Genomic DNA, 17,921 nt, shown 5'->3' on the forward strand with positions numbered 1-17,921 from the left:
GCTTGCCGGGGCCTCACTCCTCTCCGATCAGGTCCGCAACCTCGGCCTGGACCTGCGAAATCGCCGCCTGCAGACGGCCACGCGCCAGATCGCGCAACTGTGAATCGACGTCATTCCGCCAGACGGCCCAGATGTCCTGCGCAAAACTCGGCGCATCTTCCACCGGAAACAGCTGCCCCGCCTCCACATAGCCCCGCACCGCCCGCGCCGGCACATAGGCCGCAAGCGGCCGCGTCGCGATATAGCGCAGAATCAGCGTCCCCAGCGCCATCTGCAGATCCGGCAGGGGCAGATCCGGCAGCGCCGTTTCGTGAAAGCGCAGGAAATCCTGCCCCCAATCCGCCAGGACATAGCGCCCCCGCAGATCGGAAAGCTGCGCATCCTCCCAGGGCGAAACAAGGATCAGCTCATCCTCCATCAGCAGGTCGCAGTCGAGCCCCGCCCGCACCGCCGGGCTATAGGTCAAGGCCACCTGCAAGGTGCCCTCCGCCAGCCGCCGCATCAGCGCATCGGGCCCGTCCACCTCGCTGCGCAGGGCGATACGCGGCTCTTCTTCCAGCAACCCGTCCAGCCAGCGAAACCCCAGCCGTGACCACAGCGCGATCTCTGCCCCGATGGCCAGCGACGTGGCCGGGGTCTCTGCCCCGCCCACCTGCATCCGCGCCTGTTCCCAGCTTCGCAGGATCGACGCGGCATGACGGCGGAACTCGCGCCCCGCATGCGTCGGCGTGACACCGGTCTTGCCGCGCTGGAACAGCGGCCGGCCCAGCTGCTGCTCCAGCCGCCCGATCCGCAACGACACCGCCGATTGCGTGACATGCAGCCGGTCCGCCGCCGCGGCAAAGGATCCGGTGTCGATCACTTCCAGAAAACTGCGCAAAAGCTGCAAATCCATCCGGCATATCCCTGCCAAGGCAACCCGCGGCCGCCTGCTTCACCCATGAAAAAGCCCCTCTCCCACCGGGAAAGGGGCATCATGCCCGCCATCGGCCCTCAGTCGGCCCTGCGCCCGGCTCAGCCCCGGCGACGCGCCTTCACCGCCACCCGCGCCTCGGCCCGCACCGGGATCGCCACCAGATGCGCCCGCAGCCCGCCCCGCGGCGGCTCGTCCTCATCGGCAAGGCGCATCACGGCGATGGCGAACTGCGCCCCGGAAAAGATGATCCCGTTGAACACCACCATCATCGCCGCCGCCACGAAGCCGGACGTGGATCCCAGGATCAGATGCTGCAGCCCCGCCACATCCATCCAGACCAGCGCCCCGAGAAAGACAACCGACAGCGCAAAGCCGATCGCGATGCTCTGGATGTAAAGGCGGATCAGTTTCGGCATGTCCCATCTCCATTGCCCACAGGCCTGACGCAAAGCCTAGCCCCTTGCCGCGCCACTTCCAGCCCCAATTTGCCGCAGCCCCCGCGCGCGCCGCCGCTGGGCGGCTTTTCGCCTGAAAAAGCGTCAGAAAGCCGCAGGCTTTTCCTCGCGCGCCATGTGGTCCAGGACGGCATTCACGAATTTCGATTCCTTCCCGTCGGGGAAAAAGGCCTTGGCCACATCGACATATTCGTTGATCACCACCTTGGGCGGGGTGTCCATCTCCACCAATTCGCCCCCCGCGGCGCGGAACAGCGCGCGCAGCACCGGGTCGATCCGGTCGATGGGCCATTTCGCCACCAGCGCGCGGTCGGTCAACTGGTCGATCTTCGCCTGCCAGTTCACCGCCGCATCCACGACAGCGCGGAAATGCTTCGGATCGCCCTCGGCCATCTCGCCCTCGTCCAGTACCTCGCCAAAGCGGTGCGTCTCGAACTCGCGCACGATCCGTTCGACGGTCTGGCCGCTCACCTCCATCTGGAACAGCGCCTGCACGGCATAAAGCCGCGCGGCCGATCTCATCTGCTTCTTGTCAGGCGCGGTCATGCCCGGAATCCGATCCCCTTGGTCTGGCCGGCCCAATTGCGCGAAAGCGCGATCAGATGCAAGGCCGCCGCCGCCGCGCCGCCGCCCTTGTTCTGCCCCGCCGGATCCGCCCGCACCTCGGCCTGCGCGCGGTTCTCCACCGTCAGGATGCCATTGCCGATGCAGGCCCCCTGCAGGCCCAGCAGCGAAATCGCCCGGCTGGAATCGTTGCAGACCGTGTCGTAATGCGTCGTCTCGCCCCGGATCACGCAGCCCAGCGCGACATAGCCATCATATTTCGCCAGCCGCTCCGCCATGGCGATCGCCGTCGGCACTTCCAGCGCACCGGGCACTTCCACCACCTCGACATCCGCCCCGCATTGCGCGGCAACCGCCCGCGCCCCCGCCACCAGATTGTCGGCGATGTCCTTGTAATAGGGCGCCACCACGACCAGCAGCCGCACCGGCCTGTCAAAGACAGGCAGCGGCAGCGTGTAATGCGTCTCGGATCCCGCCATGGCTCAGGCCCCCCGGATCGGGCGCGTGCCCGCGATGGTCAGTCCATAGGCCTCCAGCCCCACCACCCGCGGCGCGGCCGAATTCGTCACCAGCGTGATCGCCGAAAGCCCCAGCGCCGAAAGCATCTGCGCCCCCAGCCCGTATTGCCGCAGCGTCTGGGGCGAATGCTCGCCCCCCTCCACCATCTTCATCGAGGTGTCGCGCAGCAGCACCACCACGCCCCGCCCCTCGGCCGCGATCAGCCGCATCGCCGCGGGCAGGTCGCTGCCATCGCCGATGCCCAGCACATCCTCCAGCGGATTGAGCGAATGCACCCGCACCAGAACCGGCGCCTCCCCTGTCAGGTCGCCCTTGGTCAGCACCACATGCTCGGCACCCTGCGTCTCGTCGGCAAAGATCCGCATCAGCCAGTCGCCGCCATGTTCCGAATGCACGGACCGGACCGCCGTCTCCTTGATCAGGTTGTCATGCCGCCGCCGATAGGCGATCAGGTCCGAAATCGTCCCGATCTTCAGCCCGTGCTTCTGGGCAAAGGTGATCAGGTCCGGCAGACGGGCCATGGTCCCGTCATCGTTCATCACCTCGCAGATCACGCCCGACGGGTTCAGCCCGGCCAGCCGGCTCACATCCACCGCCGCCTCGGTATGGCCCGCGCGCACCAGCACCCCGCCATCCCGCGCCCTCAGCGGGAAGATATGCCCCGGCGAGGCGATATCCGCCGCCCCCTTCGTCGGGTCCGTCGCCACTGCCACCGTCCGCGCGCGGTCCGCCGCGGAAATGCCGGTATCAATGCCCTCCACCGCCTCGATCGACAGCGTGAAGGCCGAGGAATGCCGCGACGAATTCTTCCGGTCCATCAGCTTCAGCCCCAGCTGATCCACCCGGTCCGCCGTCAGCGCCAGGCAGATCAGCCCGCGCCCATGGGTCGCCATGAAGTTGATGGCATTGGGCGTGCACATCTGTGCCGGGATCACCAGATCGCCCTCGTTCTCGCGGTCCTCGTGATCCACCAGGATGAACATGCGCCCGTTGCGGGCATCCTCGATGATCTCCTCGGTCGAGGAAATGGCGTCAGAGTAATCGGTGTCGGTCTTCATCATGCGCGTCAGGCCCTTGCAGCTCTCGCCCGACTCCTACTCCGCGACGCCGCCAAAGGCCAGAGCAGAGCCGCCGCGGAATGCACCGTAGCCGACAGGCGCAGCCCGCCCCCGGGCGGGCCGAATTTTCGCAGAAAATTCGCCCCCGCGCGCCCGCCGCCCCAAAGAGAGCGCCCGATCAGGCCCAGTCGCGCAGCCGCGCGACAGAGCGCGCCATCCTATCCCCCTCGAGGTTCACCCGATCCCCCGCCTTCACCCCGCCCCAGGTCGTGGCCCTCTGCGAATAGGGATGAAGTTGATTCCGATGACAGGCGCAGCCCGCCCCCGGGCGGGCCGAATTTTCGCAGAAAATTCGCCCCCGCGCGCCCGCCGCCCCAAGAAAAGCGCCCGATCAGGCCCAGTCGCGCAGCCGCGCGACATAGCGCGCCATCGTATCCACCTCGAGGTTGACCCGATCCCCCGCCTTCACCCCGCCCCAGGTCGTGGCCTTCTGCGTATGGGGGATGAAGTTGATGCCGAAATCCGTCCCCTCCACCTCGTTCACCGTCAATGAGGTGCCGTTCAGCGCGACCGATCCCTTTGGCGCGATGAATCCGGCCAGCGCATGGGGCGCGCGAAAGGTCACGCGCAGCGAATCCCCCTCGGGCCGCAGCGCCACCACCTCGGCCAGCCCGTCCACATGGCCCGAAACGATATGCCCGCCCAACTCGTCCCCCACCTTCAGCGCGCGCTCCAGGTTGATCCTCTTCCCCGGGGCCCAGTCGCCCAGATTGGTCTTCGACAGGCTTTCGGCCGAAATCTCCACATCGAACCAGTTCCGCGGCGCGCGCCCCAGCGCGATCACCGTCAGGCAGACCCCGTCACAGGCGATCGAGGCCCCGATGTCGATGCCCTCCACATCATAGGCCGTGCCGATTCGGGCCCGCAGGTCGCCGCGCCGCTCGGTTTCCAGCACTTCGCCGATATCGGTCACGATTCCGGTGAACATCCCGCCTCTCCCTTCCTGATCCGCCCCCAGACCTAGCCCCGCCACCGCCGATGGGCAATCCACCCCGCGCGCTGCCGCAATTTTGCCGCGACGATCCGACAGACTGGCCTCTGTAACGAGTAATGCCTATCCTGCTTGCCGGGGCCACTCCGCCTGCGGCGCGCAAGGGGGGCCGTCCATGGGGCGCAAGATGCGAGTATCCGCCGGCGCAAGCCGAAGCTTCCTCTTCCTGCAAGGGCCGCACGGCCCCTTCTTCCATCGCCTCGGCCGCATGCTGCGCGCCGCCGGTGCGCAGGTCCATCGCGTGGGCTTCAACCGCGGCGATCAGGCCTTCTGGCCCGACCGCGCCAGCTACACCCCCTATCACGGCACGCCCGAAGACTGGCCCGCCACGCTGGACAGCCTTCTCGCCCGCCATGCGGTGACCGACATCGTCCTCTATGGCGACACCCGCCCGATCCACGCCACCGCCGTCGCCGCCGCCCGCCAGCGCGGCCTGACGCTGCATGTCTTCGAGGAAGGCTATCTCCGCCCCTACTGGGTCACCTATGAACGCGGCGGCTCCAACGGCCATTCCCGGCTCATGCGGCTCGACGTGGCCGACATGCGCAGCGCGCTTGCGCGCTCGCCCTCCGATCAGCCCGACGCCCCCACCGCCTGGGGCGACATGCGCCAGCACATCTTCTGGGGCGCGCTCTACCATCTCTTCGTCTTCGCGGGCCGCGCCACCTATCCCGGCTTCCGCCCCCACCGCGCGCTCACCGTGGGGCAAGAGGCGAAACTCCATCTCCGCCGCTTCCTGCTGCAACCCGTCCACCGCTGGGAACGCATCCTCAAGACGGCCGCGATCCGCCATTCCGGCCATCCCTTCCATCTCGTGCTGCTGCAACTGGAACATGATGCCAGTTTCCGCACCCATTCCCCCTTCCAGTCCATGACCGAATTCCTCGCCGTGGTGATGGAAGGCTTCGCCGCAGGCGCGCCCGCGCATCACCACCTCGTCTTCAAGGCCCACCCGCTCGAGGATGGCCGCGTCCCCCTCCGGGCCGAAATCGCGCGCCTCGCCGCCCTTCACGGCGTCACCGACCGCGTCCACTATCTCCCCGGCGGCAAGCTCGGCCCCCTGCTCGATCTCGCCCGCTCCGCCATCACCGTGAACTCCACGGCTGGTCAGCAGGTGCTGTGGCGCGGCCTGCCGCTGCGCACCTTCGGCGATGCGGTCTATGCCAAGCCCGACTTCGTCTCGACCCAGCCGCTGCCGGAATTCTTCGCAGCACCCACCCGGCCCGATCTGCGCGCCTATCGCGACTATCGCCGCTATCTGCTTGAAACCTCACAGGTTCCCGGCGGCTTCTATTCCGCCCGCGGGCGCCGCGAACTCCTGCGCCATGTCACCGACATGATGCTTTCGCCCGACGATCCCTATGATGCCCTCCGCCTCGGCAACGCGGCGCATCGGCAACAGTTGCACCTCGCGGACTGATCCGCGAACTCAGTGTTTGTCAAAATCCCCAAAGCTGCTGTAACCTCATGTCAAAACTTGAGGCAAACTCCATCAAGGAGCCCGAGCAGTGAAAATGTCGGTATCTTACGGGGCCAGGGCCGTGGCCCTGGTTGTGCTTATGGGCACGGTCGCGGCTTGCGGCCTGCCGCGCAGCGGCCCGAACAAGAAGGAAATCTTCGCAGGCTCCGTCCTGCGCGAAGGCGATGCCTTCGTCGTCACGGTGAACAGTCGTGTCACCCGGGCGACCGCCGTCACGCCCTCGCTGGGCTTTTCGGGAAGCTTCCTTTCCGCCGGGCGGCTGGGATCGGATGTCATCTCCTCCGGCGACCGGCTGACCGTCACGGTCTATGAAAACGTCAAGGACGATCCGCTTCTGGGCAATTCCGGCCAGCGCCTGTCGCAACTGCAGGAACTGCAGGTGGATGGCGAAGGCTTCATCTTCATCCCCTATGCCGGGCGCATCCGCGCCGCAGGCGCCTCGCCGGAAGAGTTGCGCACCGAAATCGCCAAGAAACTCGATCCGCAGACGCCCGATCCGCAGGTGATCGTGCAGCGCGTCGCGGGCGACGGGGCCACCGTCACCATCTCGGGCGCGGCGGGCGCGCAGGGCGTCTATCCGATCGAACGGCCCACCCGCACGCTCTCTTCCATGGTGGCCCGCGCCGGGGGCGTGACGATCGACCCCGAAACCGCCATCGTCCGCGTCACCCGCCATGGGCAGACCGGCAAGGTCTGGCTGCTCGACCTTTATGAAAACCCGCGCCTCGACATCGCGCTGCGGGCCGGCGACCAGATCGTGATCGAAGAGGATACCCGCGCCTTCGTCGCCCTCGGCGCGACCGGCGCGCAGAACCGCGTGCCCTTCGAAAGCCAGAACCTTTCCGCGATCGAGGCATTGGCCATCGTCGGCGGGCTGAACACCAGCCTTGCCGATCCGACCGGCGTCTTCGTCTTCCGCAACGAACCCGCCGAGATTGCCAATTCGGTGCTGGGCCGCAACGATCTGACCGGCGCGCAGCGCATGATCTACGTGCTGGATCTGACCCAGCCCACCGGCATGTTCGAGGCGCGCGATTTCCTGATCCGCGACGGCGACACCGTCTATGTCACCGAAGCGCCCTATGTTCAGTGGCAAAAGACCATCGGCGCCCTGACCGGCACGGCGCAGGCGGCCGATTCGCTCAGCAGCGCCACCGGGGCGAACTGATCCGCCCATGGGCGGGCCGGACGACATCACCGCCGGGGCGATCCCCCGGCGGCTTCGCTTCCTGAATGGCGGCTTCCTCTCGCCCGGCCTGCGCCGCATCCTGTCTGCCGCCGGGCATGACCTGATCCCCGGCCTGCCGCGCCCGGGCGAAGGCGTCGTGGTCTGGGGCCGCTCGCCCACCGCCCCGCGCGGCGAGGCGGTAGCCGCCCGCCGTCAGGTGCCGCTGATCCGCATCGAGGATGCCTTCCTCCGCTCGCTCCGCCCCGGTCGCATGGGCGATGCGCCGCTGGGCCTTCTGATTGATCCGCTGGGGGTGCATTTCGATCCCGCGCAGCCCTCGCTTCTGGAGCGCCTCCTTGCCACCGCGCCGCTGGATGACACTGTCCTTCTGAACCGCGCGCGGGTGGGGATACAGCGGCTGATCGCGGCGGATCTGTCGAAATACAACCTCCACGATCCGGCCCTCGCCCCGCCACCGCCCGGCTATGTCCTGCTGATCGACCAGACCCGCGGCGATGCCTCTCTGCGCTGCTCGGGGGCCGATGCCGCCACCTTTCAGGACATGCTGGCCCGTGCCCGCGACGATCATCCCGCAGCGCCGATCCTGATCAAGTCCCATCCCGAAACCCGCCTTGGCCTGCGCCCGGGCCATTTCGACCCGGCGCATCTGCCCCCCGGCGTCACCCTTCACGATGCCCCCGTCTCGCCCTGGCGTCTGCTGGAAGGGGCCATCGCCGTCTATACCGTCTCCTCGCAGATGGGGTTCGAGGCGATCCTCGCCGGTCATCGCCCCCGCATCTTCGGCCAGCCCTTCTATGCCGGCTGGGGCCTGACGGCGGATGAGGTGCCCCCGCCCCGCCGCGGGCGCAACCTGACCCGCGTGCAACTCTTCGCCGCCGCCATGATCCTGGCGCCGGTCTGGTTCGATCCCCTGCGCCGCCGCCTCTGCAGCTTCGAAGAGGCCGTCGATCAGCTCGAGTCCGACGCACGCGCCTTCCGGGCCGACAGAACCGGCCATGTGGCGCTGGGGATGCGGCTGTGGAAACGCCGCCACCTGCAGGATTTCTTCGGCCGTCAGCGCCCGCTGGTCTTTGCCGCCAATGCGGACAAGGCCGCCGCCCTGGCCCGCCGCTCGGGGCGCGGGCTGATCGGCTGGGCCGGCCGCCTGCCGCCCGACCTGCCGCCCGACATCCCCCTTCTGCGGGTCGAGGACGGCTTTCTCCGCTCGCGCGGGCTGGGGGCAGATCTGATCCCCCCCCTCTCGCTGGTGACGGATGATCTGGGCATCTATTACGATCCCGGCCAGGAAAGCCGCCTTGAACGGCTGATCCTTGCCCCGCCCCCCCCCGGCGGCCTTGCCCGGGCCGAGGCGCTGATCGCCCGCATCACCGCGCTTGGCCTGACCAAATACAACCTCGCCGCCGCTCCCCTGCCCGATCTGCCGCCCGGTCACCGCATCCTTGTTCCCGGTCAGGTCGAAGACGACGCCTCCATCCGCCTTGGCGCGGGCGATATCCGCAGCAACCGCGCCCTTCTGGAACGGGTCCGCGCCGACAATCCCGATGCCGTCATCCTCTACAAGCCCCACCCCGATGTCGAGGCAGGCCTCCGCCCCGGCGCGATCCCGCCGGACGATCTCGCCCGCCTGGCCGATCTGACGCTGCACAAGGCCGATCCCCTCGCCCTCATCGCCGCCTGCGACGAGGTCTGGACGATCACCTCCACCCTCGGATTCGAGGCGCTTCTGCGCGGCAAGCCCGTCACCACGCTGGGCGCGCCCTTCTATGCCGGCTGGGGGCTGACCCGCGATCTCGGCCCCGTGCCGCAGCGCCGCCTGCGCCGCCCGGATGGCAGCCTGCAGCCACGCCCGGGCCTTGCCGGCCTTGTCCATGCCGCGCTCATCGCCTATCCGCGCTACCTCGATCCGCTGACGCGCCGCCCCTGCCCGCCCGAACTGGCGCTGGAACGCCTGGCCCAGGGCGCGCTGCCCTATCCGGGTGCGGCCAATCGCCTGCTGGCAAAGCTGCAGGGCCTTCTGGCCGGACAGGCGCATCTCTGGCGCTGACATCAATAGATATACCTGATCTGCTCCATCCAGAACCGCTCCGTCCGGCGCAGCCCCTGTGCGATCTGGTCCAACCCGGCCGCATCCAGCGTGCCGCGCCGATGCATCACTCCGGCATGGCGGCCGAACAGATCCGCGATCGTCCCGCGCAACCTGCGCCCCTTTTCCGTCAGCCGCACCCGGACAGACCGGCGGTCCACCTCCGACCGCTGGTGATGCATATAGCCCGCCTCGACCAGCTTCTTCAGGTTGTAGCTGACATTCGACCCCTGATAGAAGCCGCGGCTCTTCAACTCCCCGGCGCTGACCTCGTTCTCGCCGATGTTGAACAGCAGCAAGCCCTGCACCGGGTTCACCTCGACGATCCCCAGCCTTTCGAATTCATCCTTGATCACATCGAGCAGCAGCCTGTGCAGCCGCTCGACCAGCCCCAGCATGTCCAGATACCCGGCCTGAAAGGCCTTGTCAGAGCCGTCCAGCACCGCTTCCTGCACCGTCATCGCAACCCTCCGTCCTTGATCGACGAAGGGCAGAATCAGGGAAAAACCCCAATATCCGGTAAAGGGCGGCTCAGCCGCGCGGCACCAGCCGCGCCCGGGCAAAGGCGGCGATCTCGGCCAGCAGCGGCGCGATCTCCTGGGGCGGCTGCCCTTGCCCCAGGATCCAGGCCATCAGATCCTGGTCATTCTCGGCCAGCAGGCGGTCATAGACCGCCAGCCGCCCCTCATCCAGCCCTGCCAGATGCGCATCCGCCCAGGGGCCCAGCACCAGATCCATTTCCTTGGTCCCGCGCCGCCAGCTGCGCATCGCCATTCGCTTCAGCCGTGCCTCCGCCGATTCCGTCATGTCCGTCCCGCACCTAGATCCGCCCGCAGACGGCTTTCCAATTCGCCCATCCGCCCGACAAGCGCAAGCATCTCCACCCGCATCTGCGCCAGTTCGCCCATCACGCGCCGCGCCTCTTCGGGCAGCGGTCCGCCCACGGGCGGGGCCTCTTCCGCGCCGCCCTCGCCCGTCAGCAGCCAGCGCAGGGAAACGCCCAGCATGCCTGACATCATCTGCAACTGGTTCGCCCGCGGCTCGCGCTGATCTTCCTCCCAGGCCTCCACCAGCGGCCGCCGCACGCCCAGCCGCCGCGCCAGCCCCGCGACGCTCAGCCCCGCCGCCTCGCGCGCATGGGTCAGCCTGTCGCCAAAGGTCGCCACATCATCGGTGAACACCAGCGCCTCCTCGCGCAGCATCGCCGCACCCGTGCCATGTTCCGCCATCTTGCCTCTCCTTCTTCCGATATCGCTTGATTGCAGGGGGGGCCAACCCTAAGACCATGCACCGGAAAAGACAAACCCTTAGCCCGTTCCCGAAAAGGTGCCCGCATCATGGCCTTCCTGTCCGACACGCTCGCCCGTGTGAAACCCTCGCCCACCATCGCCGTCACCAACAAGGCGCGCGAACTGGCGGCGGCAGGGCGCGACATCATCGGCCTTGGCGCGGGCGAACCCGATTTCGACACGCCGCAGAACATCAAGGACGCCGCCAAGCGCGCGATCGACGCAGGCAAGACCAAGTACACCGCCGTCGACGGCATCCCCGAACTCAAGGCCGCGATCTGCACCAAATTCCTGCGCGAGAACGGCCTCACCTACACCCCCGCGCAGGTCACCGTCGGCACGGGCGGCAAGCAGATCCTCTACAACGCCCTCATGGCCACGCTGAACCCGGGTGACGAAGTCATCATCCCCGCCCCCTACTGGGTCAGCTATCCCGACATGGTCCTTCTCGCAGGCGGCACCCCCGTCCCCGTCGTGGCCGGGATCGAGACGCAGTTCAAGCTCACCCCCGAACAGCTCGAAGCCGCGATCACGCCCAAGACCAAATGGTTCATCTTCAACTCCCCCTCCAACCCCACCGGGGCGGGCTATACGCGGGATGAACTGAAGGCGCTGTGCGACGTCCTGATGCGCCACCCGCATGTCTGGGTGATGTCGGACGACATGTACGAACATCTCGTCTTCGACGATTTCAAGTTCTGCACCCCGGCCGAGGTGGAACCGGGCCTCTATGACCGCACCCTCACCTGCAACGGCGTGTCCAAATCCTATGCCATGACCGGCTGGCGCATCGGCTATGCCGCGGGCCCCGTGGCGCTGATCAAGGCAATGGGAACGATCCAGAGCCAGTCCACCTCCAACCCCTGCTCCGTCGCGCAATATGCGGCACTCGAGGCGCTCACCGGCCCGCAGGATTTCCTGGCCGAGAACCGCGCCCTCTTCCAGCGCCGCCGCGATCTGGTGGTCTCCATGCTGAACCAGGCCAAGGGAATCACCTGCCCCACGCCCGAAGGGGCCTTCTACGTCTATCCCGACATTTCGGGCTGCATCGGCAAGGCCACGCCCGGCGGCAAGATCATCACCAATGACGAGGTCTTCGCCGAAGCGCTTCTCGAAGAAACCGGCGTCGCCGTGGTCTTCGGGGCCGCCTTCGGACTATCGCCGAACTTCCGCGTCAGCTACGCTACCGCCGATGCGGTCCTGGCCGAGGCCTGCACCCGCATCCAGAAGTTCTGTGCCGCCCTGGTGTGACAGGGCCGAAGGGGAAAGGGATCATGCCGGACAGGATCACCGCCAACCTTCCCGCCCGCGACATGACGGCGACACAGGCGTTCTACGCCCGACTTGGCTTCGCGCCGTCCTTTCGCGATGACGGCTGGATGATCCTTGAACGCGGCCCCCTGATGCTGGAATTCTTCCCGCATCCCGAACTCGATCCCGCGACAAGCTGGTTCTCGGCCTGTCTCCGCGTCGACGATCCGGATGCCCTTCAGGCCGAATGGGGCAGCCTCGGCCTGCCCACGGACCAAACCGCCATCCCCCGCATCACCGGCTTCTTCCGGCCCGGCGCCGCGCCGCGCATGTTCGCGCTGGTCGATCCCGACGGATCGCTGCTGCGGGTGATCGACAACCGCGATGCAGGGAAGGACGACGATGCCTGCTGACCTGCCCGAATACTACTTCCGCATCCGTGACAACGGCGCTGTCGTGTTCAAGGTGGATACCGAGAACCGCCAGCGCCGCATCGAACTGGACGAGATCGCCACGATCAACATCCGCAACGGCAACATAAAGCCGCATGGCGATCATGAGCTTACCCCCGACGAACGCGCGATGATCCGGGACTGGATGGAGCGTCGCAGCCGCGATCTTGCCCGGCGCGACATCGAAGACATCCACCGCGCGATGGATCACCTGAACCTCACCGCGCAATGGGCGCAGTCACGCGCAACCGATGCCGATCTCGAAGAGGTGACCGACAGCCTGCTGCTGGCCATGCACGACCTGCGCTCCGTCCTTGTCAAACGCAAGGCGGATCGTCTGGCCCGGGCAGCCAAGGCCGCCGAGTGACGCAGGAACCGTAGGGCGGGGTTCACCCCGCCTTGCAGGGGTTCACCCCGCCTCGTAGGGGTTCACCCCGCCTTGTAGGGGTTCACCCCGCCACCTCTTCCCGCGATCCCGCCAGCGCGCTCCGCCGCCCGATACCCGACCAGAACCGCCACATCAGGCTGGCCGCCGCGATCACCAGCCCCACCACCAGCCCCAGCCAGACACCCACAGCGCCCCAGCCCAGCACGAAGGCCAGCACATAGCTGCAGGGTATGCCCACCCCCCAATAGCTCACGGCCGCCAGCCACATGGGCACGCGCGTATCCTGCACGCCGCGCAGCAGGCCCAGCGCGATCACCTGCATCGCATCGGCCAGCTGGAACAAGGCCGCCAGCGCCAGCAGCACCGTGCCGAAGGCCACGATCTGCGCGCTTTCCGGTTTCGCCATGTCCAGAAACAGCGCGATGATGGGCGCCGGAAAGGCCAGGAACAGCCCCACCATCGCCACCCCGAACCCCATCGACAGCGCAATCCCCGCGATCCCGCCCGCACGCATGCCCGGCAGATCGCCCGATCCGTCGGCATGGGCCGTGCGGATCGTCACGGCATTGGAAAGCCCCAGATGCACCATGAAGGCCAGCGCCGCCACCTCCATCGCGATCCCATGCGCCGCCAGTTCCACCGTCCCGATCCAGCCCATCATCAGGGCGCTCGCCTGAAACAGCCCGCTCTCCATCAGCCCCGTCACGCCGATGGGCCAGCCCAGCCGGAACACCCGGCCAAAGGCCACCCAATCGGCCCGCCAGAACCGCTGCCACAGCCGGAACCGGCGCAACTCCGGCAGCCACCCGGCATAAAGACCAAGGGCCAGAACGCTTGCCACCTGCACCGCCAGCGTCGCCAGCGCCGCGCCCACCACGCCCAGCTCGGGCGCGCCCCAATTGCCGAAGATGAACATCCAGTTCATCGCGACATTCAGACCGACCGATCCCAGCGTCACCCAAAGCACCACCTGCGTCCGTCCCAGCGCCGCCAGATAGCTCTTCAACGCCATGACCATCAGCGCAGGCATCATCCCCAGCCCCGCCACCCGCAGGTAATCCTGCGCCAGGGCCGCCACCTCCGGCTTCTGGCCCAGCGCCAGAAGCACCGCCTCCGACCACCAGAACAGCGGATAAGAGGCCATCCCGAACAGGATCGACAGCCACAACCCCATCCGCGCATCCCGGCGCACCTGCGTCTCATCCCCTTCGGCCAAAGCGGCGGCCACCATCGGCATCACCGCCTGTGCAAAGCCGGAGCCGAGGATGAAGATGACGAAAAAGCTCGACGCGCCCAGCACCGTGGCCGCCAGTTCGGTGACGCCATACCAGCCCATCATCACGGTATCGGCCACATGCAGCGCCATCTGCGCCAGATGGCTGCCGATCAGCGGCAGGCCCAGCACCAGAAGCGCCCGCGCATGCTGCATATGGCTCAGCGGTTGTGTCATCCGTCCCGCTTACCCGCCCCGCAGCGCAGGAACAAGCCACCACCCACGCCGCAGCGCAGCGTTTTCTGACACAGAAAACGCGCCGGAAAATGACGCATTTTCCGGGCCCTATCCGATGCACCAACAGCAAAGAGCGTTTTTTGCGTCAAAAAACGCCGCGAAATCTGCGTCAGATTTCGCCCCCCCTACAGCCCGCCGATCATCCCCAGCGCAAAGGCCGCGATCACCGCCCCGCCCGCGATCTCCACCCATGGCAGCGCGCGCCAGACCCGCGCCTCGCCAAGCCCCGCCAGGACCCCCTCGCGCGACCAGACGGCCAGCACGGCCACCGCCACGGTGACGACCGCCACGCCCAGACCCATCGCAAAGGCCCCCGCCACGCCCGCCGCGCCGATCCCCATCTGGAAGGTCAGGATCAACAGGAACAGCGCCCCCGAACAGGGCCTGACCGCCACACCCCCGATCAGCGCCAGCGTATCCCGCCAGCCCCGCGCCTGCTCCACCTGCGCCACAGTCGGCCCGTGCGCATGGCCGCAGCCGCAGTCCGGCCCGTGGTCATGGTCGTGGTGATGGTGGTGGTGATGGTGGTGGTGATGGTGGTGGTCGTGATGGTCATGGTGATGCCCATGCCCAACCCCCTCCCCACCCTGCCGCATCACCCCGCGCGCGCCCCGCCAGACCAGCCACAGCCCCAGCGCCGCAATCGCCCCCCAACTCGCCGCCGCCAGCCAGCCCTCGGCCAGCCCCACCATCCGCTCCCGCCCCCAGCCCAGCAGCAGCACCCCCGCATAGACCAGGGCCACCGCCACCCCCGCCTGCGCCAGAGACGCGGCCAAGGCCACCAAGGACAGCCGCAGCGCCGGCACCCGCCGCGCCACGCCATAACCACCGATCACGAATTTCCCATGCCCCGGCCCCGCTGCATGGACTACGCCATAACCAAAACATATGACCAGCAACCCAGCCCAGGCCGCAGGCTCCCCCGCCTTCACCGCCCGCACGGCCCCCGCAAGCGGCGCCTGCAGCGCCCGCTGCGCCTCGGCCGCCATCCGCCCCAGCGCGTCGATCCCGCCCAGCCCCCAGACCAGCGCCAGCAGAACCGCCACCCCGATCCCCGCCAGCGTCAGGCCCCGCCGCATGTGACCCGCACCTCCTGCGCAAAGACCGCCCCCACCTCGGGAAAGCCCATCTCGATATCCACATCCGCCGGGATCTCGGCCAGCGCCGCCTGCATGGCCCGCTCCGCCTCGGTCAGGTCGGGCGCCACGATCTCGGTCGTGCAGCCCTCGGCCAGCACCTCGCGGATGGTGTATTCGGTGTAATAGGTCGGATCGTAATTCTTCACCACCAGCAGCCCCGCCACCGGCACGTCAAGATCGCGGATATGGGACGAGATGATCTGCCCCCCCTCATAGCGCGCGCGCCCCTCGCGCGGCCCCGACAGACCGAGCGGCACATCGCCCGCAAAGGCATAGGTATCCCCCGGAAATCCGGGCTCCCAATTCATGTCGAACCCCTGCAGCGCCGCCGTCTCGGCCTCGGTCAGGCGTCCATCCCCATCCGGGTCCAGCCCCCGCTCGGTGATCAGCACCAGCGAGAAGAACGGGTCATAGGTCCATGTCACCCGCAGCGAAACGGCCCGCCCCTCGGCATCCCGCAGCACCTCCAGCGCGGTCTCCATGAAGACATGCGGATGCGCGCCCGCAGGCCCTGCAAGCGCCACCATCCCCGCCATCGCCAGACCCAGCCGCATCCCAACCCCAAGGCCCCGTCTCCGCGACCAGAGTTAGGCCCCGCGCCCCCGCCCTGCAACCACCCTCAGCGGCGAACCGCCGGATGCGTCGCCGCCTGCAGGATATGCCCCGCCCCGGTGATCACCTGACTCGCCCGCCCCACGATCAACGGGTCCGGCACCCCGATCACCTCCCAATCCTTCTCGGGGTAATCCACGGTGGACAGGAAATGCCGCATCGCATTCAATCGCGCCCGCTTCTTGTCATCCGACTTGACGATGACCCAGGGCGCATCCGCCGTGTCGGTATAGAAGAACATCGCCTCCTTCGCCTCGGTATAGTCGTCCCACTTGTCCAAGCTGGCCTTGTCGATGGGCGACAGCTTCCACCGCTTCAACGGGTCCGTCTCGCGCGCCTCGAAGCGCTTCCTCTGCTCCTCCCGCGTCACGGAAAACCAGTATTTGTAAAGCCTGATCCCTGACCGGACGAGCATCCGTTCCAGCTCCGGCACCTCGCGCATGAATTCAAGGTATTCGGCCGGCGAACAGAAGCCCATCACCCGCTCCACCCCCGCGCGGTTGTACCAGGACCGGTCATAGAAGACCATTTCCCCCGCCGTCGGCAGATGCGCGATATAGCGTTGAAAGAACCACTGCCCCTTCTCCACATCGCTGGGCTTGGTCAGCGCGCAGACACGCGCATAGCGCGGGTTCAGATGCTCCATGAAGCGCTTGATCGTGCCACCCTTCCCGGCCGCATCGCGCCCCTCCATCAGGATGACGAATTTCTGCCCCGTCTCCTGCGCCCAGATCTGCACCTTCAAAAGCTCGGCCTGCAAGGCTGCCTTCTCGGCCTCATAGGCCTTGCGCCCCAGCGGGCGATGATAGGGGTAGACGCCCCCCTCGAAACTCGCACGGATGCGATCTGCATCGACCCGGGGATAGTGCTGCGGCCCCTGCGAAGGCGCCTCCTCCATGCCCTCCGCCCCGTCCGTCACTGCCCCCTCATCCATTGGCATCAGGGCAACGGCGGCCCCTGCAGCCACAAGTTCCTTCACATTCCGTTCGCCATCCATCCCGAACCTCCCGCGCTGGTCAGGGATCCTGCCTGCCACCGATCCGGACGACCCGCCTTGATCCCCGTCAAGAAAGGCGGAATTTGCCCCTTATGTTGCGGATCATCCCGGTCTAGCCTCTGGGCCACGGACCATCTCTGCTCAAGGATCCCCGCATGATCACGCTCTACGGCGTCTACCGCTCCCGCGCCACGCGCCCGCTCTGGCTTTTGCACGAAACCGGAACCCCCTTCACCCATGTTCCCGTGATCCAGGCCTATCGCCTGCCCGATCCCGCAGCCCCCGGCGCGCCGGTCCACACCGCCTCGCCCGACTTCCTCAAGGTCAACCCCCAGGGCCAGATCCCGGCCATGCAGGACGGCGACCTGATCCTCACCGAAAGCCTCGCCATCGCGCTCTACCTCGCCCGCCGCTATGGCGGCCCGCTCGGGCCGCAGGACGACGCCGAAGCCGCGCTGATGGAACAATGGGCGCTCTTTGCCGCCACCGCCGTGGAAGGCCCGGCGCTGGAGATCCTGCAAGCCCCGGAGGGCGCGATGGGCGAAGGCATCGTCAAGGTGGCGGCCGAGAGGCTCCGCCGCCCCCTCGCCCGGCTGAACGCCCATCTTTCAGGGCGCGACTGGCTGGTGGGCAACCGCTTCACCGTGGCCGACATCAACACCGCCGAATGCCTGCGCTATGCCCAGGGCCATGCCGCGCTGATCGCCGAATTCCCCGATGTGAAACGCTGGATCGAGGCCGCCCAGGCCCGCCCCGCCTTCCGCGCCCTCTGGGCCGCCCGGCAGGCGGAACCGGGCTGATCCCCCCAAGGCAAGGGGGGCGCACCGCGCCCCCCTTGACCCCCCTCGGCACCCCGTTCCCGGCCGGTACCCCGGTTGCCGCCGCCTGCCTGAGCGTTTGCGCCATCGCGAAAGGCTGCCTGACCTCTCCCCTCCCCCGTCCTTCACGGGGGAGGGGCTGGGGGAGGG

20 protein-coding genes are annotated in these 17,921 nt (G+C 67.7%); 7 read left to right on the forward strand and 13 right to left on the reverse strand.

Annotation, left to right across the window (positions count from 1 at the left end; translation table 11 throughout):
• Positions 1–13 precede the first annotated feature (13 nt).
• The 6 genes from G5V65_RS08870 to G5V65_RS08895 all read right to left on the reverse strand — a co-directional run bounded on the left by G5V65_RS08870 (position 14) and on the right by G5V65_RS08895 (position 4,500).
• Positions 14–895 carry a LysR family transcriptional regulator gene (locus G5V65_RS08870; RefSeq protein WP_165049104.1) on the reverse strand — a complete coding sequence of 294 codons (882 nt, stop codon included), beginning with the start codon at positions 893–895 and terminating at the stop codon, positions 14–16.
• A gap of 119 nt (positions 896–1,014) precedes the next feature.
• Positions 1,015–1,332, reverse strand: coding sequence for a hypothetical protein (locus tag G5V65_RS08875; protein WP_165049106.1), 318 nt, complete (start codon positions 1,330–1,332; stop codon positions 1,015–1,017).
• Between the two features lie 123 nt (positions 1,333–1,455).
• Positions 1,456–1,917 carry a transcription antitermination factor NusB gene (nusB, locus tag G5V65_RS08880; RefSeq protein ID WP_241250505.1) on the reverse strand — a complete coding sequence of 154 codons (462 nt, stop codon included), beginning with the start codon at positions 1,915–1,917 and terminating at the stop codon, positions 1,456–1,458.
• Positions 1,914–2,414 carry a 6,7-dimethyl-8-ribityllumazine synthase gene (locus G5V65_RS08885; RefSeq protein WP_165049108.1) on the reverse strand — a complete coding sequence of 167 codons (501 nt, stop codon included), beginning with the start codon at positions 2,412–2,414 and terminating at the stop codon, positions 1,914–1,916. Before G5V65_RS08885 ends, nusB begins: the two co-directional genes overlap by 4 nt.
• Positions 2,415–2,417: 3 nt before the next feature.
• The gene (gene ribB, locus G5V65_RS08890; RefSeq protein ID WP_165049110.1) at positions 2,418–3,515 is read right to left on the reverse strand and encodes a 3,4-dihydroxy-2-butanone-4-phosphate synthase; all 1,098 of its coding nucleotides are present in this window, start codon (positions 3,513–3,515) and stop codon (positions 2,418–2,420) included.
• A gap of 388 nt (positions 3,516–3,903) precedes the next feature.
• On the reverse strand, positions 3,904–4,500 hold the full coding sequence (locus G5V65_RS08895; protein ID WP_165049112.1) for a riboflavin synthase: 597 nt from the start codon (positions 4,498–4,500) through the stop codon (positions 3,904–3,906).
• A gap of 190 nt (positions 4,501–4,690) precedes the next feature.
• Here G5V65_RS08895 and G5V65_RS08900 point away from each other — a divergent pair, with 190 nt between their 5' ends.
• The 3 genes from G5V65_RS08900 to G5V65_RS08910 all read left to right on the forward strand — a co-directional run bounded on the left by G5V65_RS08900 (position 4,691) and on the right by G5V65_RS08910 (position 9,276).
• Complete coding sequence (locus G5V65_RS08900) at positions 4,691–5,983, forward strand: capsule biosynthesis protein (protein ID WP_165049115.1); 1,293 nt, start codon at positions 4,691–4,693, stop codon at positions 5,981–5,983.
• 94 nt (positions 5,984–6,077) lie between these two features.
• Positions 6,078–7,211 (forward strand): polysaccharide biosynthesis/export family protein, encoded by a 1,134-nt coding sequence (locus G5V65_RS08905; RefSeq protein WP_241250506.1) that lies wholly within the window; start codon positions 6,078–6,080, stop codon positions 7,209–7,211.
• 7 nt (positions 7,212–7,218) lie between these two features.
• Positions 7,219–9,276: a capsular polysaccharide biosynthesis protein gene (locus G5V65_RS08910; RefSeq protein ID WP_165049117.1), complete on the forward strand. Its 2,058-nt coding sequence runs from the start codon at positions 7,219–7,221 to the stop codon at positions 9,274–9,276.
• Between the two features lie 2 nt (positions 9,277–9,278).
• On the opposite strand, the gene G5V65_RS08915 is transcribed toward G5V65_RS08910, so the two are convergent.
• The 3 genes from G5V65_RS08915 to G5V65_RS08925 form a co-directional block, all read right to left on the reverse strand.
• A complete protein-coding gene (locus tag G5V65_RS08915; RefSeq protein ID WP_165049119.1) occupies positions 9,279–9,776 on the reverse strand; it encodes a MarR family winged helix-turn-helix transcriptional regulator in 498 nt (165 codons plus the stop codon).
• A 70-nt stretch (positions 9,777–9,846) separates the two neighbouring features.
• Positions 9,847–10,122: an FAD assembly factor SdhE gene (locus G5V65_RS08920; protein ID WP_165049121.1), complete on the reverse strand. Its 276-nt coding sequence runs from the start codon at positions 10,120–10,122 to the stop codon at positions 9,847–9,849.
• Complete coding sequence (locus tag G5V65_RS08925; protein ID WP_241250507.1) at positions 10,119–10,544, reverse strand: helix-turn-helix domain-containing protein; 426 nt, start codon at positions 10,542–10,544, stop codon at positions 10,119–10,121. The genes G5V65_RS08920 and G5V65_RS08925 overlap by 4 nt, the downstream gene beginning before the upstream one ends.
• 108 nt (positions 10,545–10,652) lie before the next feature.
• Between G5V65_RS08925 and G5V65_RS08930 the strand changes: the two genes are divergently transcribed.
• The 3 genes from G5V65_RS08930 to G5V65_RS08940 are packed head-to-tail and all read left to right on the forward strand — an operon-like array spanning position 10,653 to position 12,674.
• On the forward strand, positions 10,653–11,855 hold the full coding sequence (locus tag G5V65_RS08930) for a pyridoxal phosphate-dependent aminotransferase (RefSeq protein WP_165049123.1): 1,203 nt from the start codon (positions 10,653–10,655) through the stop codon (positions 11,853–11,855).
• Between the two features lie 23 nt (positions 11,856–11,878).
• Entirely contained in the window at positions 11,879–12,268 is a 390-nt protein-coding gene (locus G5V65_RS08935) for a bleomycin resistance protein (RefSeq protein WP_165049125.1), read from the forward strand.
• On the forward strand, positions 12,258–12,674 hold the full coding sequence (locus tag G5V65_RS08940; RefSeq protein WP_165049127.1) for a hypothetical protein: 417 nt from the start codon (positions 12,258–12,260) through the stop codon (positions 12,672–12,674). Before G5V65_RS08935 ends, G5V65_RS08940 begins: the two co-directional genes overlap by 11 nt.
• 82 nt (positions 12,675–12,756) lie before the next feature.
• On the opposite strand, the gene G5V65_RS08945 is transcribed toward G5V65_RS08940, so the two are convergent.
• The 4 genes from G5V65_RS08945 to ppk2 form a co-directional block, all read right to left on the reverse strand.
• Complete coding sequence (locus G5V65_RS08945) at positions 12,757–14,145, reverse strand: MATE family efflux transporter (protein ID WP_165049129.1); 1,389 nt, start codon at positions 14,143–14,145, stop codon at positions 12,757–12,759.
• A 185-nt stretch (positions 14,146–14,330) separates the two neighbouring features.
• A complete protein-coding gene (locus G5V65_RS08950) occupies positions 14,331–15,284 on the reverse strand; it encodes a nickel/cobalt transporter (protein WP_165049131.1) in 954 nt (317 codons plus the stop codon).
• Complete coding sequence (locus G5V65_RS08955) at positions 15,269–15,898, reverse strand: DUF1007 family protein (protein WP_165049133.1); 630 nt, start codon at positions 15,896–15,898, stop codon at positions 15,269–15,271. Before G5V65_RS08955 ends, G5V65_RS08950 begins: the two co-directional genes overlap by 16 nt.
• A 65-nt stretch (positions 15,899–15,963) precedes the next feature.
• A complete protein-coding gene (ppk2, locus tag G5V65_RS08960; protein WP_206526739.1) occupies positions 15,964–16,896 on the reverse strand; it encodes a polyphosphate kinase 2 in 933 nt (310 codons plus the stop codon).
• 212 nt (positions 16,897–17,108) lie between these two features.
• On the opposite strand from ppk2, the gene G5V65_RS08965 reads away from it, so the two are divergent.
• Positions 17,109–17,753 carry a glutathione S-transferase family protein gene (locus tag G5V65_RS08965; protein WP_165049137.1) on the forward strand — a complete coding sequence of 215 codons (645 nt, stop codon included), beginning with the start codon at positions 17,109–17,111 and terminating at the stop codon, positions 17,751–17,753.
• Positions 17,754–17,921: the final 168 nt, after the last annotated feature.

It is taken from the genome of Paragemmobacter kunshanensis (genome assembly GCF_011059185.1).
GTDB classification, from domain to species: Bacteria; Pseudomonadota; Alphaproteobacteria; order Rhodobacterales; family Rhodobacteraceae; genus Paragemmobacter; species Paragemmobacter kunshanensis.

Excerpts from the sequence above, each read along its gene's own strand:
- ppk2 (WP_206526739.1), bottom strand. The coding sequence starts at position 16,896 with ATGCCAATGGATGAGGGGGCAGTGACGGACGGGGCGGAGGGCATGGAG.
- G5V65_RS08935 (WP_165049125.1), top strand. The coding sequence starts at position 11,879 with ATGCCGGACAGGATCACCGCCAACCTTCCCGCCCGCGACATGACGGCG.
- G5V65_RS08965 (WP_165049137.1), top strand. The coding sequence starts at position 17,109 with ATGATCACGCTCTACGGCGTCTACCGCTCCCGCGCCACGCGCCCGCTC.
- G5V65_RS08950 (WP_165049131.1), bottom strand. The coding sequence starts at position 15,284 with ATGCGGCGGGGCCTGACGCTGGCGGGGATCGGGGTGGCGGTTCTGCTG.
- G5V65_RS08920 (WP_165049121.1), bottom strand. The coding sequence starts at position 10,122 with ATGACGGAATCGGCGGAGGCACGGCTGAAGCGAATGGCGATGCGCAGC.
- G5V65_RS08915 (WP_165049119.1), bottom strand. The coding sequence starts at position 9,776 with ATGACGGTGCAGGAAGCGGTGCTGGACGGCTCTGACAAGGCCTTTCAG.
- G5V65_RS08910 (WP_165049117.1), top strand. The coding sequence starts at position 7,219 with ATGGGCGGGCCGGACGACATCACCGCCGGGGCGATCCCCCGGCGGCTT.
- G5V65_RS08900 (WP_165049115.1), top strand. The coding sequence starts at position 4,691 with ATGCGAGTATCCGCCGGCGCAAGCCGAAGCTTCCTCTTCCTGCAAGGG.
- G5V65_RS08925 (WP_241250507.1), bottom strand. The coding sequence starts at position 10,544 with ATGGCGGAACATGGCACGGGTGCGGCGATGCTGCGCGAGGAGGCGCTG.
- G5V65_RS08870 (WP_165049104.1), bottom strand. The coding sequence starts at position 895 with ATGGATTTGCAGCTTTTGCGCAGTTTTCTGGAAGTGATCGACACCGGA.
- G5V65_RS08955 (WP_165049133.1), bottom strand. The coding sequence starts at position 15,898 with ATGCGGCTGGGTCTGGCGATGGCGGGGATGGTGGCGCTTGCAGGGCCT.
- G5V65_RS08875 (WP_165049106.1), bottom strand. The coding sequence starts at position 1,332 with ATGCCGAAACTGATCCGCCTTTACATCCAGAGCATCGCGATCGGCTTT.
- G5V65_RS08945 (WP_165049129.1), bottom strand. The coding sequence starts at position 14,145 with ATGACACAACCGCTGAGCCATATGCAGCATGCGCGGGCGCTTCTGGTG.
- nusB (WP_241250505.1), bottom strand. The coding sequence starts at position 1,917 with ATGACCGCGCCTGACAAGAAGCAGATGAGATCGGCCGCGCGGCTTTAT.
- G5V65_RS08895 (WP_165049112.1), bottom strand. The coding sequence starts at position 4,500 with ATGTTCACCGGAATCGTGACCGATATCGGCGAAGTGCTGGAAACCGAG.
- G5V65_RS08930 (WP_165049123.1), top strand. The coding sequence starts at position 10,653 with ATGGCCTTCCTGTCCGACACGCTCGCCCGTGTGAAACCCTCGCCCACC.
- G5V65_RS08885 (WP_165049108.1), bottom strand. The coding sequence starts at position 2,414 with ATGGCGGGATCCGAGACGCATTACACGCTGCCGCTGCCTGTCTTTGAC.
- G5V65_RS08905 (WP_241250506.1), top strand. The coding sequence starts at position 6,078 with ATGTCGGTATCTTACGGGGCCAGGGCCGTGGCCCTGGTTGTGCTTATG.
- ribB (WP_165049110.1), bottom strand. The coding sequence starts at position 3,515 with ATGATGAAGACCGACACCGATTACTCTGACGCCATTTCCTCGACCGAG.
- G5V65_RS08940 (WP_165049127.1), top strand. The coding sequence starts at position 12,258 with ATGCCTGCTGACCTGCCCGAATACTACTTCCGCATCCGTGACAACGGC.